At 51.3% G+C, this 16,489-nt stretch carries 16 protein-coding genes, 1 tRNA gene and 1 pseudogene; 12 read left to right on the forward strand and 6 right to left on the reverse strand.

The annotated features are described in order from the left end of the window. The 6 genes from ftsH (at window position 1) to PXC00_RS05000 (ending at window position 9,373) form a co-directional block, all read left to right on the forward strand. Window positions 1-1,908, forward strand: a complete 1,908-nt coding sequence (gene ftsH / locus PXC00_RS04975) for an ATP-dependent zinc metalloprotease FtsH (protein ID WP_407654309.1) — start codon at window positions 1-3, stop codon at window positions 1,906-1,908. A 164-nt stretch (window positions 1,909-2,072) separates the two neighbouring features. Further along, entirely contained in the window at window positions 2,073-4,052 is a 1,980-nt protein-coding gene (locus PXC00_RS04980) for a DNA gyrase/topoisomerase IV subunit B (RefSeq protein WP_275844451.1), read from the forward strand. Between the two features lie 57 nt (window positions 4,053-4,109). Beyond that, window positions 4,110-6,353 carry a DNA gyrase/topoisomerase IV subunit A gene (locus PXC00_RS04985; protein WP_275844452.1) on the forward strand — a complete coding sequence of 748 codons (2,244 nt, stop codon included), beginning with the start codon at window positions 4,110-4,112 and terminating at the stop codon, window positions 6,351-6,353. A 241-nt stretch (window positions 6,354-6,594) separates the two neighbouring features. Then, window positions 6,595-6,846, forward strand: a complete 252-nt coding sequence (secG, locus tag PXC00_RS04990) for a preprotein translocase subunit SecG (protein ID WP_275844453.1) — start codon at window positions 6,595-6,597, stop codon at window positions 6,844-6,846. Between the two features lie 89 nt (window positions 6,847-6,935). Continuing rightward, window positions 6,936-9,074 (forward strand): ribonuclease R, encoded by a 2,139-nt coding sequence (rnr, locus tag PXC00_RS04995; protein ID WP_275844454.1) that lies wholly within the window; start codon window positions 6,936-6,938, stop codon window positions 9,072-9,074. A 35-nt stretch (window positions 9,075-9,109) separates the two neighbouring features. Beyond that, complete coding sequence (locus PXC00_RS05000; protein WP_275844455.1) at window positions 9,110-9,373, forward strand: pro-sigmaK processing inhibitor BofA family protein; 264 nt, start codon at window positions 9,110-9,112, stop codon at window positions 9,371-9,373. Window positions 9,374-9,423: 50 nt separating this feature from the next. Here PXC00_RS05000 and PXC00_RS05005 read toward each other — a convergent pair whose 3' ends face one another. Beyond that, window positions 9,424-9,996, reverse strand: coding sequence for a DUF4364 family protein (locus PXC00_RS05005; protein ID WP_275844456.1), 573 nt, complete (start codon window positions 9,994-9,996; stop codon window positions 9,424-9,426). A gap of 77 nt (window positions 9,997-10,073) precedes the next feature. Continuing rightward, window positions 10,074-10,481: a helix-turn-helix domain-containing protein gene (locus PXC00_RS05010; protein WP_275844457.1), complete on the reverse strand. Its 408-nt coding sequence runs from the start codon at window positions 10,479-10,481 to the stop codon at window positions 10,074-10,076. 400 nt (window positions 10,482-10,881) lie between these two features. Between PXC00_RS05010 and rpsB the strand changes: the two genes are divergently transcribed. Together rpsB and tsf are read left to right on the forward strand one after the other, a co-directional pair. Beyond that, complete coding sequence (gene rpsB / locus PXC00_RS05015) at window positions 10,882-11,616, forward strand: 30S ribosomal protein S2 (protein ID WP_275844458.1); 735 nt, start codon at window positions 10,882-10,884, stop codon at window positions 11,614-11,616. Between the two features lie 47 nt (window positions 11,617-11,663). Beyond that, on the forward strand, window positions 11,664-12,578 hold the full coding sequence (gene tsf, locus PXC00_RS05020; protein ID WP_275844459.1) for a translation elongation factor Ts: 915 nt from the start codon (window positions 11,664-11,666) through the stop codon (window positions 12,576-12,578). Between the two features lie 104 nt (window positions 12,579-12,682). On the opposite strand, the gene PXC00_RS05025 is transcribed toward tsf, so the two are convergent. From PXC00_RS05025 to PXC00_RS05035, 3 genes are all read right to left on the reverse strand, one after another. Beyond that, window positions 12,683-13,189 carry a hypothetical protein gene (locus PXC00_RS05025; RefSeq protein ID WP_275844460.1) on the reverse strand — a complete coding sequence of 169 codons (507 nt, stop codon included), beginning with the start codon at window positions 13,187-13,189 and terminating at the stop codon, window positions 12,683-12,685. Then, complete coding sequence (locus PXC00_RS05030; protein ID WP_275844461.1) at window positions 13,186-14,007, reverse strand: ADP-ribosylglycohydrolase family protein; 822 nt, start codon at window positions 14,005-14,007, stop codon at window positions 13,186-13,188. Before PXC00_RS05030 ends, PXC00_RS05025 begins: the two co-directional genes overlap by 4 nt. 180 nt (window positions 14,008-14,187) lie before the next feature. Then, window positions 14,188-14,406, reverse strand: a complete 219-nt coding sequence (locus tag PXC00_RS05035; protein ID WP_212507759.1) for a cold-shock protein — start codon at window positions 14,404-14,406, stop codon at window positions 14,188-14,190. Between the two features lie 308 nt (window positions 14,407-14,714). Between PXC00_RS05035 and PXC00_RS05040 the strand changes: the two genes are divergently transcribed. The 4 genes and pseudogenes from PXC00_RS05040 to PXC00_RS05055 all read left to right on the forward strand — a co-directional run bounded on the left by PXC00_RS05040 (window position 14,715) and on the right by PXC00_RS05055 (window position 15,614). Continuing rightward, a tRNA-Leu gene (locus PXC00_RS05040) sits at window positions 14,715-14,801 on the forward strand. Between the two features lie 403 nt (window positions 14,802-15,204). Next, a pseudogene (locus PXC00_RS05045) lies at window positions 15,205-15,282 on the forward strand (hypothetical protein); the annotation flags it as partial. 25 nt (window positions 15,283-15,307) lie between these two features. After that, window positions 15,308-15,445: a hypothetical protein gene (locus tag PXC00_RS05050; protein ID WP_275844478.1), complete on the forward strand. Its 138-nt coding sequence runs from the start codon at window positions 15,308-15,310 to the stop codon at window positions 15,443-15,445. Then, the gene (locus tag PXC00_RS05055) at window positions 15,438-15,614 is read left to right on the forward strand and encodes a type II toxin-antitoxin system RelE/ParE family toxin (RefSeq protein ID WP_275844479.1); all 177 of its coding nucleotides are present in this window, start codon (window positions 15,438-15,440) and stop codon (window positions 15,612-15,614) included. Before PXC00_RS05050 ends, PXC00_RS05055 begins: the two co-directional genes overlap by 8 nt. Here PXC00_RS05055 and PXC00_RS05060 read toward each other — a convergent pair. Continuing rightward, a complete protein-coding gene (locus PXC00_RS05060) occupies window positions 15,611-15,808 on the reverse strand; it encodes a hypothetical protein (RefSeq protein ID WP_275844462.1) in 198 nt (65 codons plus the stop codon). The genes PXC00_RS05055 and PXC00_RS05060 overlap by 4 nt on opposite strands. Between the last annotated feature and the right edge of the window lie 681 nt (window positions 15,809-16,489).

Below are 16,489 nucleotides of genomic sequence, written 5' to 3' on the forward strand. Positions count from 1 at the left end.
TTGGATAACAAAAAATCGATACGCAACCTGATTTTAGCCATCGCAATTCCGTCTTTCCTGATGATTCTGCTGACGGTACTGTTTGGTGGTACGGCAACACCCACAAAATCCTATAACTTTTCGGATATCATCAATTATTTTGAGCAGGAACAGGTATCGGAATATTCCCTGGACTTCGGTACCGGGGAAATGACCATCAAGCTGAAAGGGGAAACGGACGCCATTTCCTTTGTTGCGCCGAATTCTCAGTATATGCAGGAGCGGCTGGATCCTTATGTAGCGCAGTACAACAAAGACCATTCTTCAAGCCACATGGTTCAGAAACTGCAGCGGCCGCGCGAAACCAACTGGCTGATTTCCATGCTGCCGTTTATCGGCACATTGGCGGTTATGCTGCTGATTGCATATCTGATGATGCGCAAGGTCAACACCGGGCTTGGCGATGCCGGCAAGCAGATGAATTTCGGCAAAGCCAAGGTTAAAAATCTGGAAGATGAAAAGCGCAAAACAACCTTTGCAGATGTGGCCGGCGCGGACGAAGAAAAGGAAGAACTGCAGGAAATTGTAGAATTTTTAAAGAACCCCAGAAAATACAATGAATTGGGTGCGCGTATTCCCAAGGGCGTACTGCTTGTCGGCCCTCCCGGCACCGGTAAAACCCTGCTGGCGCGTGCAGTCGCCGGGGAAGCAGGCGTACCGTTTTTCTCCATTTCCGGTTCGGATTTTGTGGAGATGTTCGTCGGTGTGGGCGCTTCCCGTGTGCGTGACCTGTTCGAGCAGGCCAAAAAGAACAGTCCCTGCATCGTTTTCATTGATGAGATCGACGCGGTGGGCCGTCAGCGCGGCGCCGGTTTGGGCGGCGGGCATGATGAGCGCGAGCAGACGCTGAACCAGTTGCTGGTTGAGATGGACGGTTTCGGCGCCAACGAAGGCGTCATCATGATTGCTGCGACTAACCGGCCGGATATTCTGGACCCGGCGCTGATGCGTCCCGGTCGTTTTGACCGCCAGGTCATGGTGGGCTATCCGGACATTCAGGGCCGCGAGGCAATCCTGCACGTGCACGCGCGCGGGAAACCGCTTGCGCCGGATGTGAACCTGAAAACGATTGCCGGCTCTACGGCGGGCTTTACCGGCGCGGATTTGGAAAACCTGCTGAACGAAGCGGCGCTGCTCACAGCGCGCAGAAGCAAAAAAGCGATTACCATGCAGGAAATCGAGGAAGCAACCATCAAGGTTGTAGTCGGCACAGAAAAAAAGAGCCATGTGATGAGCGACCGTGAAAAGAAACTCACTGCCTATCACGAGGGCGGTCACGCCGTGGCAACGTACTTCTGCCCGACACAGGACCCCGTGCACCAAATCAGTATTATTCCGCGCGGCATGGCGGGCGGATTTACCATGCAGATTCCCACGGAGGATCGCTCTTACAAATCCAAAAAGGAAATGGAAGAGGACTTGGTTGTTATGCTTGGCGGGCGGGTGTCCGAATCCCTGACCATGGACGATATTTCCACTGGCGCCAGCAATGATATTGAGCGTGCCACCAAATTGGCGCGTTCCATGGTGACGAAATACGGAATGTCGTCGGCGCTTGGGCCGATTACGTACGGGCGCGATGAAAGCGAACCATTCCTTGGCCGCGATATGGGTCATGTGCGCGATTACTCCGAGGAAACCGCCGCGGCAATCGACAAGGAAATTAAGAATATCATGACCGCTGCTTATGACCGCACAGAGAGCATTCTGCGGGAGCATATGGATAAGCTGCACGAAGTGGCACGCTACCTGTTCCTGCATGAAAAGATGAGCGGCGAGGAGTTCCAGAAAGTCATGCAGAACCGCATGGACGGCGAGGGGCGGGAGCTGCCGCAGCCGCCCGCTGCAGAGCCGCTGCCGGAAGCGTAGTTGAGTTTCCCGCTTAACCGAATAGTCAGCCGGAATCAGGGGAGTGCAGCAGTTCCCCTGATTTCTTGCTTTTGGGGGGAGTTCCTCCCACTCAAATTCCCATAACTTGCACGACCTGGTATAATGAATGGGTAACAACACAGTTTACATTGCAGGAGACGGATATGCCTAAAAAAAATCAAAGTTATGATAATGAAAGTATTTCGATGCTGAAAGGTGCCGACCGTGTCCGGCTGCGTCCGGCGGTCATTTTCGGTTCGGACGGGATTGAGGGCTGCGAGCACTCAATTTTTGAGATTCTTTCCAATGCCATCGATGAAGCACGCGAGGGCTACGGAAAGGAAATCACGATTACACGGTACAGTGACTGCTCTGTACAGGTGGAAGACCACGGCCGCGGCTGTCCGGTGGATTACAATCCGAAGGAAAAACGCTACAACTGGGAATTGGTGTTCTGTGAAATGTACGCCGGCGGCAAGTACCACAATGATGAAAACGGCAGCTATGAGTACAGCCTTGGCTTAAACGGACTCGGCCTTTGCGCAACGCAGTATTCTTCGGAATATATGGATGTGGAAATCCACACAGGCGAAACTAAGTATACGCTGCACTTTGAGCATGGAAAGAACGTTGGCGGTCTGCACAGCGAGCCGAGCACAGCAAAAAGCGGCACAAAAATCCGCTGGAAGCCGGATTTGCAGGTCTTTACGGACATTCAGGTTCCGGCAGAATACTATATGGACACGCTGCAACGGCAGGCGATTGTCAATGACGGCTTAAAGTTTGTATTCCGCAGCCAAAACGGAAACAGTTTCGACACGCAGGAGTTCCTTTACGAAAACGGCATTTCAGACCATGTGCGTGAGGAAGCCGGCGAGGACGCACTGACGACTGCACAGTTCTGGCAGGCGGAGCGCAAGGTGCGCGACCGGGCGGACAAACCGGAATATAAGGTAAAAATCAATGTGGCGCTGGCTTTTTCCAACAAAAAGCACTTGATTGAATACTACCACAATTCCAGTTGGTTGGAACACGGTGGCGCACCGGACAAGGCTGCGCGCAACGCTTTTGTGTATCAGATTGATTCTTACCTCAAGCAGAACAGCAAGTACAACAAAAACGAAAGCCGCATTACTTTTGCAGATGTAGAAGATTGCCTGATCCTTGTTATTTCTTCGTTCAGTAACCGAACCTCTTATGAAAACCAGACCAAAAAGGCAATTACCAACAAGGGCATTCAGGAGGCCATGACCGAAATGCTCCGCCACCAGCTGGAGATTTACTTCATTGAAAACCCGATGGAAGCGGATAAAATTGCTGCGCAGGTGCTCATTAACAAGCGCAGCCGTGAGGATGCCGAAAAAACGCGGCTGAATCTCAAAAAAAAGCTGACTTCCAATATGGACATTACCAGCCGCGTGGCAAAGTTTGTGGACTGCCGCAGCAAAGACAACACCAAGCGCGAAATCTTTATCGTGGAAGGTGACTCGGCGCTTGGCGCGTGCAAGCAGGCACGCGATCCCGACTTCCAAGCAATTATGCCCATTCGCGGCAAAATCCTGAACTGCCTGAAAGCAGATTATGACCGTATTTTTAAAAGCGACATTATCACAGATCTTATTAAGGTGCTCGGCTGCGGCGTGCAGGTGAAAAGCAAGGCAAATAAAGACCTCAGCTCTTTTGATATAGAAAACCTGCGCTGGAACAAGATTATTCTCTGTACCGATGCGGATGTGGACGGTTTTCAAATTCGCACGCTGCTGCTGACCATGCTGTACCGCCTGACACCGGAGCTTATTCAGCAGGGTAAGGTTTTTATTGCGGAGTCGCCGCTGTATGAAATCCGCAGCAAGGACGAAATCTACTTTGCTTACGATGAAGTGGAGAAAGAGCGCTTTATGAAGCAGCTGAACGGTCAGAAATTCACCATTCAGCGCAGCAAAGGACTGGGTGAAAACGAACCGGATATGATGAACTTGACCACCATGAATCCCGCAACGCGCAGGCTGATTCAGGTGATGCCCTCGGATGCGGCGGCAACCGGCGATGTCTTTGACCTGCTTCTGGGGGACAACCTCAACGGCCGCAAAGCTTACATTGCGGAACACGGCAGGGAGTATGTTGACGAACTGGACGTCAGCTGATGTGTCCTTTCCCGCAGGCAGATTTGATTCCTTGGTACAAGAAAGGCAGGTAAGGGAATGCCAAAACGAAGAAAAACAGAACATACGGCACCAATGCCGAAAGCGCACGGCGTGATCGAAGGCGCCGGACAGGTTGTGACACAGCCGATTGTTTCCACCCTGGAAAAAAACTATATGCCTTATGCCATGAGCGTGATTATGAGCCGCGCCATTCCGGAAATCGACGGGTTTAAGCCCAGTCACCGAAAGCTGCTGTACACCATGTACAAAATGGGGCTGCTGACCGGCGCGCGCACGAAAAGCGCCAATATCGTGGGGCAGACCATGCGTCTGAATCCCCACGGCGACGCGGCAATTTACGATACCATGGTACGTCTATCCCGTGGCTATGAGGCACTGTTGCATCCCTATGTGGACAGCAAGGGAAACTTCGGTAAGTTTTACAGTCGTGACATGGCGTGGGCAGCTTCCCGTTACACTGAGGCAAAGCTGGACCCGATCTGCAGCGAACTGTTTCGGGACATTGATAAAGACACCGTCGACTTTGTGGACAACTACGACAGCACCATGAAAGAGCCGACACTTCTGCCGGCGACTTTTCCCAGCGTTCTGGTAAACGCCAACACTGGTATCGCGGTTGGCATGGCCAGCAGCGTTTGTTCCTTTAATTTAAAAGAAGTTTGTGAAACAACCGCCGCGCGGATTCAGCACCACGACCACGACCTGCTTTCCACACTGCAGGCACCGGACTTTCCGGGCGGCGGGCAGATTCTGTATGACCGCCGACAGATGGAGCAGATCTACCGCACCGGGCGCGGCAGTATTCGGGTGCGCAGCCGGTATGCGTATGATGCCTCCGCAAACTGCATTGACATTACGCAGATTCCGCCAAGCACCACGGTCGAAGCGATTGTCGAAAAAGTGGTTGACTTGGTCAAGCAGGGGAAAGTGCGGGAAATTTCCGATATCCGTGATGAAACCGGTTTGGCAGGCTTAAAGATTACCATTGACCTCAAGCGCGGCGCGGATCCGCACAAGCTGATGGCCAAGCTGTTCCGTCTGACACCGCTGGAGGATACCTTTTCCTGCAACTTTAATATTTTGGTGCGCGGCGTGCCGCGCGTCATGGGGGTTGGGGAGATTCTGGACGAGTGGACGGCGTTCCGCACTGAATGTGTGCGCCGCCGCACGGAGTTTGACCTGCAGAAAAAGATGGACCGGCTGCACCTGCTCAAGGGGTTGGAAGCCATTCTGCTGGACATGGATAAAGCCATTGCCATCATCCGCAAAACCGAAGAGGAAACGGCAGTGGTGCCGAACCTGATGGTTGGTTTTGGCATTGATGAGCCGCAAGCGGAATATGTGGCGGAGATTAAGCTGCGCCACCTGAACCGTGAATATATTTTGAAACGTACGCAGGATATCACACAGCTGCAGAAAGAAATTGCCGAGCTGAATGCCATTCTGGACGACCCGAAGAAAATTAAAAAAATCATCGTGCAGGAGCTGAAGGAAGTCGCGGAGCGCTACGGGCAACCGCGCCGCAGTATTCTGCTGTATCAGGATGAGTTAGCAGAAGTTGAAGAAGCATTGGATGAGGTGCCGGACTATCCGGTCAATCTCTTCTTTACGCGTGAAGGGTATTTTAAAAAAATTACGCCGCAGTCGCTGCGCATGAGCGGAGAGCAAAAGCTCAAAGAAGGCGATGTGGTTACGGAGCACCTTGAGGCGACCAATGCCGCTGACCTGCTGTTTTTTACGGAGCACTGCCAGGTTTACAAGGCAAAAGCCTGCGATTTTGACGATTCCAAAGCCAGTGTACTGGGCGATTATGTACCGGCGAAGCTGCAGATGGATGCGGAAGAAAACATTCTGCAGATGACCGTCACGGCAGATTACAGCGGCTTCCTGCTGTTTTGCTTTGAAAACGGCAAGGCAGCCAAAGTTCCGCTTGCCGCTTATGAAACCAAGACAAACCGCAAAAAACTGGTCAATGCCTACTGTGACAAAAGCCCGCTGGTGTCGCTGTTGGTGCTTCCAGAGGACACCGAGGTAGTGCTTACCTCCAGCCAAGGTCGCAAACTGCTGGTAAACACTGCCGAGATTCCGCCGAAGTCCACGCGGAACACACAGGGCGTGCAGGTGATGACGCTGCGGCGCAGTGCGGTGCTGCAGGCTGCGGCGGTTTATCACGACGGCGATGTGGAAAATCCCTCCCGTTATCGCAAGAAGATTCCGGCTATCGGCGCGCTGCCCACAGCAGAGGAAATGGAGGGCGAGCAGCTGAAACTGACGGAGTAGAGCAAAAAAACACCCCGAAGCTTTTGCGCCGGGGTGGGTTCCCCCGGCGTGCAAACGCTGAAACGCGGAAGGTTCCAAAAGCTAGTCTGTACGGAAAACGCGCGGTTATGCCGTGCACTGTAAAAAAAACTTGCTTTTTTATGACTTCCGTGCTAAAATAAACAGAGTTTATAAAGGGATGCGTGGCTTCCTGCGCAGGCAGGCCGTGCAGCGTCCCGTAATTGCTTCGGAGGTACCATTCATGACAGTTCCTGAGATTGTTCTTGGAATCGTTCTGATCCTTGCTGCCTTGGCCATCATTGTGGTTGTCCTTCTGCAGGAAGGCCACGACCGCGATGTGGGTGTCGTCACCGGCGGTGCGGATACATTTCTCAGCCAGAACAGCGCACGTTCTATTGACACGTTTCTGGCTCGGTGGACGAAGATTATTGCCATTGCTTTCTTTATTTTAGTCATTGCTACGAATATTTTTATGTTCACAGTCAGCAAGTAAGCAGTGGTAGGAAGCCCCGCAAAGCAGCGGGGCTTTTTTACGTTATGTGTGCGGCCGAACTTGCCGTAAATGACAGATGGAGGTCTTATATGGTCGAAGACATCAAAAAAGGGATACTGGAGGCACTGCAGAGTGCCGGTGAGGATCTTTCCTCACGGTTTCTAATGCGCAAGCTGAACATCCCGGAAAAATACAAAAATACGTTTTACCTTGCGCTGAATCAGCTGCGCAGTGAGAAAAAGGTGAGTGTGGACAGCCGCCATCTGGTGCATTTGCATGCGGACAACAGCCAGCGTGTGCCCGCCGTTATCATCTCCCTTTCCCGCACATTCGCATTTGCACGCCCGGACGACGGGGGCGAGGATCTCTTTCTGCGCGGCGCGGACTTACACGGTGCCTTTCTGGGGGATTCGGTCTTATTGGGAAACATCCGTCAAGGCTTAAAAGGCCCAACCTGCGAAGTGATGGAAATCACTGAGCAGGCTGGTACCATCATCAACGGTTCCATTGTCGATGAGGGCTACGGCCCAGAGCTGCACCCGGACGCCGCCATCCGCTTTAATATTCCCATCGAGGAGTTCACCCACTGCGGGGCTAAAATCGGCGACAAAGTGCAGACCAATGTGCACCGCCTGCCGCGCTCCTCGCACTTTGCCGCGCAGGTGATTAAAACTTACGGTCCGTCGGACTGCGCGCGTATCTGTGCCGATGCAATCATTGACTCTAACGCGATTCGGACGGTTTTTCCGGAAGAAGCGAAAGAGGAAGCTAAGCGCATTGGTTCCCGCGCAATTACGGAAGCGGACTTGCGCGGCCGTGCGGACTTCCGCGACTGGCCGATTTGTACCATTGACAGCGCCAGCGCAAAAGATTTGGATGATGCCATCAGCGTGGTGCGCACCGAAAGCGGTTATCGCCTTGGCGTGCATATCGCGGACGTTTCATACTATGTGCGTCCCGGCACAGCCCTTGACGAAGAAGCCCGCCGGCGGGCAACCTCCGTTTATCTGCCGGATCGCGTGGTGCCGATGCTGCCGGAAGAAATCAGCAACGGTGTCTGTTCGCTGAATGCGGGGACGGACAAGCTCACGTTTTCCGCGGTCATGGAGTTTGACAAAGCCGGTATCATGACGCACTATGAATTTCATAAATCGGTAATTAGCAGCAAGGTGCGCGGCGTTTACGACGAAGTCAATGCGATTTTCGGCGGCACAGCTTCAGAAACGCTGCTGCAAAAATATGCGCCGGTGCTGGAGAGCCTTGCCGCGGCGCGCGAGTTGGCGGGCATTCTGAAAGAGAACGCGCGCAAAGCTGGCAATTTTGACATTGACAGTTCTGAGTCGGATTTCGTACTGGATGAAAACGGAAAATGTATTGATGTGATTCCGCGCCATACCGGCGCCTCTGAGCAGATGATTGAGCAGCTGATGATTGCGGCAAACCAGGCGGCGGCGAAACTGGGCAAAGAGAAGAAATTGCCGTTTGTCTACCGTGTGCATGAGAATCCGGACCCCGACCGCGTCGATTCGCTGAAGGAACTGCTGGTGGCCATCGGGTTGAACCCCGCCTGTCTGGCGCACACTGCCGATGTGACTACGAAGAATTTCGCACAGGTGATGGAGCAGGCCGCCGGAACCCCGAAAGAAAAGGTGGTGTCCCATCAGCTGCTGCGCACCATGGCAAAGGCACGTTACGATACAAAGCCGCTGGGGCATTTCGGGCTGGCACTGGAGGACTACTGCCACTTTACGTCACCAATTCGCCGGTATCCGGACACATCCATTCACCGCATTATGGGCGCATTCTTAGCAGGCGAACCGAAAGCGGAAATTGACCGCAAGTATGCGGAGTTTGCGGAGGAATCCGCCAAACATTCCAGTGAGCGGGAAATCAAAGCGATGAACACCGAGCGCAGTGCCGATGACTGCTACGCTGCCGAATATATGGCGCAGCATCTTGGCGAAACGTATGAGGGAATCATCAGCGGTGTGACCATGCGCGGCGTGTTTGTGCAGCTGCAAAATACGGTGGAGGGCTTTGTTCCGGTTGCGCTGTTTACAGACAAGCACTTTGAATTTGACGGGCAGGTTTCACAGGTTGACGAGGGCACCAGAGAGCGCCTGACGATTGGCGATACGCTTCGTGTGGTAAGTGTAGCGGCGGATGTTTCCAGCGGCCGCATTGACTTTGCACCTGCCGGCTATGAACTGGAAAACGCGAAGTTATAATTTTCAGAAACAGCCCATATACTGGCAGCAGGGGGGTGAGGGACATCCTTTTTGCTGTCATTCTTTTTGGGGCTTTTTTATTCAGTGCGGCGCTTCTTGCCGCCGGAAAAAGCCCACGTCCTTTTGTCACTGCCGCCGGGAGCGTGGTGACCGGACTTGCGGCGCTGTTTGCCGTCAGCCTGACGAGCAGTTTTACAGGTGTTTCGCTGCCCATTAGTCCGATTTCTATGGGTGTCTCTGCGTTTCTGGGAATTCCGGGGGTGACGGTACTGCTGCTGCTCAATCTGATTTTTGCATAAAAAATGAAAAGGCTGACGCGGGGTGCGCCGGCCTTTTCAAATTTTTGCGTTTATTCTTTTAAGAGGCTTTCCGCCATTTCACGGTCATCGGTCAGCAGTGCAAGCAGCATTTGGTAAACCCGCTGCGGCGATTCCTGAAAGTTGTGCTTAATCAGCTGTGCCTGCAGAACATCCGGTACGGTCAGAGAAAGGGACATCATTTCCTCCTTGCCACCGGATATGTGACACTGCACCCGGTAGCCGCACGGGCATTTTGTAATATCTACCGCGTTTTCACGCTCTCGGCGTGCCTGCGCTAGAAGCCCCAGCGCTGCGCGCACCGCCTTGTCCCGTACGGAGAGCGGCAGCGCTGTGTCAAGCTGCTGTGCAATGGCGCGCGCCTGGGCACTGGCGGTGTAGCAGTTGTCCTGCAAAAGCAGGTTGCCGTTTTCTGTTAGTTCCTCCAGTGCATCGGTCAGCTCAAAATAATTGGCAAGTCCCAGTCCCTGCACGCTTTGCAGAATATCATCGCGGGAAAGCGGGGCGTTTACACTGGAAAGCAGGTAGCACAGCAGAATGCGAATTTCATCCTTGTTCCGCAGACCGCCCAACTCCACACCGGCTGTAAAAGCGTCGTAAGCCATATCCGTCAGACACCTCCCTTTGCTTCATTTTAGCACAAGCGGCGGTGTTTTCGCAACCGAAAAAATACAAAATTCTGTCAGCGTTTCTTCTGCGTTATACTTTCCTGAACCTGGTCGGAAAGCTCCGTGAGCACTTCGGATTTGGTTTCGGTATCAGAAAGGCGGAAAAGCGCTACCAGCCGTCGCTCCTCCGGGCGCAGCTCGTAAATATGGGACATATTGTGGTCAAATTCGGTGAAAGTCAGCCCCTCCGGGTCAGAGACCAGCGGCATATTGTCGTCGTTTTCCAGCAGTGTGGCAACCGATACATTGAAAATTGCCGCAATCTGCTTTAAGGTGCTCAGCGGTGGGGTGGTGCGGTTGGTTTCGTAGTAGGCATATGTAGAGCGGTCCAGGTTTAGCAGTTCACTAACTTGCTGCTGGGTGTACCCGTTTTTGGTCCGCAGGGTGCGGAGCTGCTGCCCAAGATGAATCGGTGTTTTCATAATGCCGTCACTACTCCTATCTGCAATCGAACATTTACTTTTATACAAATTCATCATGATTGCTCATAATTGTAATCAATTGTAGCGTTAACTCGTTTAAATGACATTACATTGTGAATAATCATCACCATTTGACTGCAAAAATCTATAAAACCAATAAAATTCAAGATATAGATTTGTAAAAGGGAAATTTGACAATCATTCAACCACAGGCTTCAGGAGAAAATTATCCAGTTTCCACTTGTATTTTGTCCACTGCTCTGTTATAATATAACTTGCGTTTTGTTACGCAAAAATTGTTTGTATTTCACACACGGTGCTTGCGTGAAAAGGTGTTCGGCGTCTGCCGAATCTTTCGCGCGGAAAGCACGGTGGCGGAAAAACCAAGGAGGAAAACAATATGTCAGTCGTATCTATGAAACAGCTGCTCGAAGCCGGCGTCCATTTCGGTCATCAGACCCGCCGCTGGAACCCGAAGATGAAACAGTACATCTTCACGGAACGCAACGGGATTTACATCATCGACCTGCAGAAGACCGTCCGCAAGCTGGAGGAAGCGTACAACTTTGTGCGCAATCTTTCTGCAGACGGCAAGAGCGTCTTGTTTGTCGGCACCAAGAAACAGGCACAGGACTCCATTCGTGAGGAAGCGGAGCGCGCAGGTGCTTACTTTGTGAATGCCCGCTGGTTGGGCGGTATGCTCACCAACTTCCGTACCATCCGCCGCCGTATTGACCGCCTCAAGCAGCTGCAGACCATGAAAGAGGACGGTACGTTTGACCTACTGCCGAAAAAGGAAGTTGTCAAGCTGAACCTCGAAATCGAAAAGCTGGAGAAATTCCTGGGCGGTATTAAAGAGATGAAAACTCTGCCGGGCGCTCTGTTTATTGTTGACCCGCGCAAAGAGCATATTGCTGTTACAGAGGCTCGCAAGCTCCATATCCCGATTATCGCAATTGTTGATACCAACTGCGACCCGGATGAAATTGATTATGTGATTCCGGGCAATGATGACGCCATCCGCGCAGTGCGGCTGATTTCCGCTACCATGGCGAACGCAATCCTGGAGGGTCACGAGGGCCAGCAGGGCGCTGCAGAAGAAGCGGAGAAAACGGAAGAAGAAACCAAAGCGTAATTTTTCGTTTGCTGTCAGAATATTAGAATAATCGGAGGATGAATCAAATGGCTTTTACAGCGAAAGACGTGAAGGAACTGCGTGAAAAGACCGGCTGCGGCATGATGGACTGCAAAAAGGCACTTACCGCTTCCGACGGAGATATGGAAAAAGCGCTGGATTTCCTGCGTGAAAAGGGCTTGGCTGCCGCAACCAAAAAGGCGGGTCGTATTGCCGCTGAAGGTGTTGCCTTTGCAAAAACCAGTGCAGATGGCAAAGTCGGCGTTGCCGTGGAAGTAAATGCGGAAACCGACTTCGTGGCAAAAAACGCTTCTTTCCAAGAATTTGTAACGGCTTGCGCCGATACTGTTCTGGAGAAGAATCCGGCAGATGTGGAAGCATTGCTGCAGTGCCAGGCTGTAGGTAGTGACAAGACTGTTGACGCCATTCTGAAAGAAAAAATTCTGACCATTGGCGAAAACATTAAGGTGCGCCGTTTTGAGCGTGTGGAAGGTCATGTGGCTTCTTACATTCATGCAGGCGGAAAAATCTGCGTGTTGGTCAATTTTGACACGACAGATGCGATTGCGGCAAAACCGGAGTTTGACGAAATGGGCAAAAACATCGGGATGCAGATTGCGGCGATGAACCCGGAGTATCTGGATGACGCACATGTACCGGCAGACGTGATTGAGCGTGAGAAGAAGATTGCTGAGGAGCAGGCTGCTGCTTCCGGTAAACCGGCTAATGTGGTTGAAAAAATGGTTGCCGGCAAGGTGAAAAAAACCTTGAAGGAAATCTGCTTGGTTGATCAGGAGTATGTCAAAGAAGGCAAGCAGTCCGTTGCACAGTATGTCGCATCGGTTGCTAAGGCCTTGGGCGGTGAAATCAAGATTACCGGCTTCGTTCGTTTTGTAAAGGGCGAAGGACTTGAGAAACGGCAGGACAACTTTGCTGAAGAAATTGCCGGTTTGGTAAAATAAAATCGTCTGTCTGCAGCTTACGGACGGATAGGTGATATAGGAAGAAAAAGCATCTTGCCTTTTTAAGGGGAGATGCTTTTTCGCGTATTTGAAGCAAAGACTGCTTAGTTTCCACGCAGTGCCTGCCAAAAGCGGTAAAACGGGGAATGGGTGTGGTCGGTAACTTGAATCAGCCATTCGGGCTTAATCTTTTCCATGACGGCCTGCGGTACTGCATAGTAGGAGGGACTGCGCTGCGTTTTTAAGTCGTTCATGATGAGCGAAAACTGCCGCTGCGTAACTTCTTCATTGGCAGTCACACTTTCCCGATTGGTCGGCAGGGTGTAGTGCATCACGCAGTACATATAGTCAGCCCAGACGCTATACTCCGTCAAATAGACATACTCTGCAGGGACATCCAGCGTCAGCAGAACACTGCTGCTGATTTTTCCATTGGTACAGCGGCGGTGCCCTTTTAAGTACCCAAAAATTGGTGCATCACAGTGCAGACCCAACAAGCGGATCAGCCCTTGATAGGCAACGTCAAAACCAAGATTGCGGCGGGCACGATAAGTTTGACCTTGCTGCAGAATTTCCAAAACAGCGCGCGACTGATAGGTTTTTACGATCAAGAGAGTTCCTCCTTCAGCGGCTGGATGCTGTCTGCAGATGCGGTGGCCCAGTCGTATAAAAATGTGTCCGTCTGCCCGACTGCAACGGGCTTTATCAGGTACTGGCGCAGAATTTGATCGTTGTCAAATCCAGTTTTGTGGTAATAGGCTTCGGCAATGGCGCCCGCGATGCAGCCCACAGTATCGGTGTCACATAGACAGCTGAATACGTTGCGAATGCAGCTTTCAAAATCGGTGCTTTCCAAAAAGCAGGTGAATGCGAGCGGCATGGTGCCCTGACAGGTCAGGGAAATCTGGCTGCGCGGCCTGCGCAGAGCTAAAGGAAGGCGTAAATTGTAGCCGTAGCGTTTCTGCACCGTTTTGCGGATTTCCTTTTTGTCAAATCCGCTGCGCGCAAGAAATACTCCGGCGGCGGCGGCCTGCGCGCCTAAAATACCCTGCGGGTGGTTGTGCGTGCAGACTGCGCTTTCCGCTGCTTTTTCTTCGACAGCTTCCAGCGTGTCAAAGTATTCTCCAATGACACCTGCCCGCATGGCAGAACCGTTGCCGCAGCTGCGGTAGGGTCGGCTGCCGGTGGCGAGCCAGTCTTGAAACATGGCACCATATCCGGCGTGTGGGTAGCGCCGACCAAACAGGCGGTAGGCGCTTTCAAAGCTGCGGCCAGTCAAGATGGCGTACTTGCTGGCGATGGACATGACGCTGTCGTCGGTGTAGCGGCAGCCTGTGGTGAAAAGCGGTTCGGTTCGCCAATTAAAGCCGGTGGGCCGGCTGAACTCAAATCGAGAACCGGCAATGTCGCCTAGAATGGAGCCAAGCATGGCTGCTCCCTCCGTGATTAAGCAAATTTCAGAGAATTCGTGTAAAAAATCTGTTCAATTCTTTACATCTCTAGTATACTGGATTTTGCAGAAAAAGGGAAGAGAGAAGCGCAGATTTTCTGCAGGCACAAAAAAACGGTGGAAAGCACGAAGCTTTCCACCGAGAAGCTCAGGAATAATTTAGATGCCCTGAACGTTTGCAGCACGGAACTTGCTGCTGTTCTTCGGATCGGGCTCTACATCATAGGTGACCTTCTGGCCTTCTGCCAGAGTCTTGAAGCCTTCGCCCAGGATGCTGGAGAAATGCACGAACACGTCACCGCTGCCGTCATCATTAGAGATGAAGCCGTAGCCTTTTGCCTCATTGAACCATTTTACCGTACCAGTGTTTGCACCCATGTTAGGTACCTCCTTGAAAAAATTGAACATGATCTTCTCTGTATTTTACTGCAAAGAAAAAAACACATGGACCGTAAATCAAAAACGATCTTTGATCTACAATACCATGTGAATCAAATCGTGCTTTAAAATACTATCCATACTATAGCACTCGTTCGGGTGTTTGTAAAGCATTTTTACAAAAAAACTTGAAAAACATTTCGACATTTTTTTAAAAAAGCAAAAGAAAGTTGTTGACAGATTAAAAAGAGTGTGATATTATATATAAGTCGTCGGCAGTAAACAGTACGACAGCAGGTAATTGAATTGCGAGAGTGGCGGAATTGGCAGACGCGCATGGTTCAGGTCCATGTGAAAGCAATTTCATGAGGGTTCAAGTCCCTCCCCTCGCACCAACTTTTGAACCGTGTAGGGTACATCCCTATACGGTTTCTTTTTTGCCGTTTTAAATTTGTTGTCTAATTTGTTGTCTGATTTGTTTTTGCCGTTATTTTTGAGAAGTGAACGTTCGCATCGTTTTTCACTTCTGCAGTCTTTTCTTCGAGTGCGTATCGGTAAACACGTCTTAAAACAAAGCGCTTTTCCACCCTCCCAACTGCATAATGTATTGGTTTGGCACGTTGAGCGAATGCATGATTACAGGCAAGCAGTGCCGCAAGCAGCAAATGGTATTATTTGGAGTTTACTCCTTACACTTCACTTAGATAGGAGCGTATAGACTATACCGTACGGAATTGCAAATTCTTCTTGACATACGCAAATGCGTACGTTATAGTCAGCTTGCAAAGGAGGAATGATATGGAAAACATCAATGTGACAAACGCACGAAAAGACTTGTACCGCCTCATCAACCGCGTACAGGAAATACACGAGCCGGTGAAAATCACCGGCAAAACTGCCAATGTCGTTCTGCTTTCCGAAAAAGACTGGAACGCTGTATCTTTCCAACATTTCCGGCATGACGGACAGCATCCTTGCCGGAGCAAAAGAGTCACTGGAAGTGGGCACCAACGCGGTGGACCTAAACTGGAATGTATAAAGCGATCTTCACCAAACAGGCAGTCAAGGACTTTGAAAAGCTGAAAGCCGCCTGCCTGCTGCCAAAAGCAAAAGCGTTGGTGAGAAACCTGGCACAAAACCCATACCAGAATTCGCCGCCGTATGAAATCGGGTACAAAAATACCGCCGGGTTTGTGCCGGCGGCTTAATTGTAGTTTTCACAGGTATCGCATATCTCATGTGCTGTTCGCCATCCACAAGGTGGCCGGAGCTTTTGCGGCAGATTTAAACTATCATTGCCAATGTTGGAGATATCAAAGCAAAGTCCTGCGGAAATTTTTTTATTCCAAATAGGGCAGAAAGCCTGTTCGTCTTCACTTTTGGGCTTCATGATAAAATCCATATTTCTTTGCCGCCTCCAATACAGCTTTTCCACCATCGTCCAGCTGCCCGATGGAAGACACTGTGCCATCTGATTTAATTGCGATGAAGCCGGCTCCTGAATAATAAACGTGTTGCGTGCCGTTGCGCTGCTGGATTGCAAATTTCGGTGATTTTATGATATGTTTCCACATCCTGCGAAGTCATTCCACGCTCGGACAGCCGGTCTAATGCATGACCGCTGAAAGTTAAAGTACCTGGTATGGCGGGGGCTTTCACAAGCGTTCCTTTTACTCTGATTGTACCACTCTCCCACAGACTGTCCAACGCCTTATTGCGGCGTCAAACCGCTGCTGCGTTTTCGCACACTCTAAGCCGCTTTCTGCGCTGGGCTGCGGCCAAAGGACACGGTTTTACCAGCCGCCTTTGTGGCGACAACCTGTTCGTGTTCCCGCTGCCGTAGCAGCCCGGTTTGGTGCGTGAAATCTTTCAAAGCAGATTCCTGCCCCTTGAGTCGAACCGCAGTGCAGTATAGAAAGTTTATAACGTCCCTGCCTGATGAAGTATACGATCTTTTAGAAAGGGAGAATGCTATGCAAACAAGCACACCTAAATTCAGTGGAATTCTTGGCTGCGGTGTGGTTGCCAGTGAAACTGGCAATTGGATTACAAACGATTTAGCAATCCGTATACTCGAAAAAGC

The sequence above is a fragment of the Caproicibacterium argilliputei genome, from assembly GCF_029211325.2.
GTDB classification, from domain to species: domain Bacteria; phylum Bacillota; class Clostridia; order Oscillospirales; family Acutalibacteraceae; genus Caproicibacterium; species Caproicibacterium argilliputei.

What these genes read in the sequence shown, in the direction of transcription:
- PXC00_RS04985 (WP_275844452.1), top strand. Translation starts at nt 4,110, where the DNA reads ATGCCAAAACGAAGAAAAACAGAACATACGGCACCAATGCCGAAAGCG.
- PXC00_RS05060 (WP_275844462.1), bottom strand. Translation starts at nt 15,808, where the DNA reads ATGGATTTTATCATGAAGCCCAAAAGTGAAGACGAACAGGCTTTCTGC.
- rpsB (WP_275844458.1), top strand. Translation starts at nt 10,882, where the DNA reads ATGTCAGTCGTATCTATGAAACAGCTGCTCGAAGCCGGCGTCCATTTC.
- PXC00_RS05055 (WP_275844479.1), top strand. Translation starts at nt 15,438, where the DNA reads ATGTATAAAGCGATCTTCACCAAACAGGCAGTCAAGGACTTTGAAAAG.
- PXC00_RS05035 (WP_212507759.1), bottom strand. Translation starts at nt 14,406, where the DNA reads ATGGGTGCAAACACTGGTACGGTAAAATGGTTCAATGAGGCAAAAGGC.
- PXC00_RS05030 (WP_275844461.1), bottom strand. Translation starts at nt 14,007, where the DNA reads ATGCTTGGCTCCATTCTAGGCGACATTGCCGGTTCTCGATTTGAGTTC.
- PXC00_RS05005 (WP_275844456.1), bottom strand. Translation starts at nt 9,996, where the DNA reads ATGGCTTACGACGCTTTTACAGCCGGTGTGGAGTTGGGCGGTCTGCGG.
- tsf (WP_275844459.1), top strand. Translation starts at nt 11,664, where the DNA reads ATGGCTTTTACAGCGAAAGACGTGAAGGAACTGCGTGAAAAGACCGGC.
- rnr (WP_275844454.1), top strand. Translation starts at nt 6,936, where the DNA reads ATGGTCGAAGACATCAAAAAAGGGATACTGGAGGCACTGCAGAGTGCC.
- PXC00_RS04980 (WP_275844451.1), top strand. Translation starts at nt 2,073, where the DNA reads ATGCCTAAAAAAAATCAAAGTTATGATAATGAAAGTATTTCGATGCTG.
- secG (WP_275844453.1), top strand. Translation starts at nt 6,595, where the DNA reads ATGACAGTTCCTGAGATTGTTCTTGGAATCGTTCTGATCCTTGCTGCC.
- PXC00_RS05010 (WP_275844457.1), bottom strand. Translation starts at nt 10,481, where the DNA reads ATGAAAACACCGATTCATCTTGGGCAGCAGCTCCGCACCCTGCGGACC.
- PXC00_RS05050 (WP_275844478.1), top strand. Translation starts at nt 15,308, where the DNA reads ATGTCGTTCTGCTTTCCGAAAAAGACTGGAACGCTGTATCTTTCCAAC.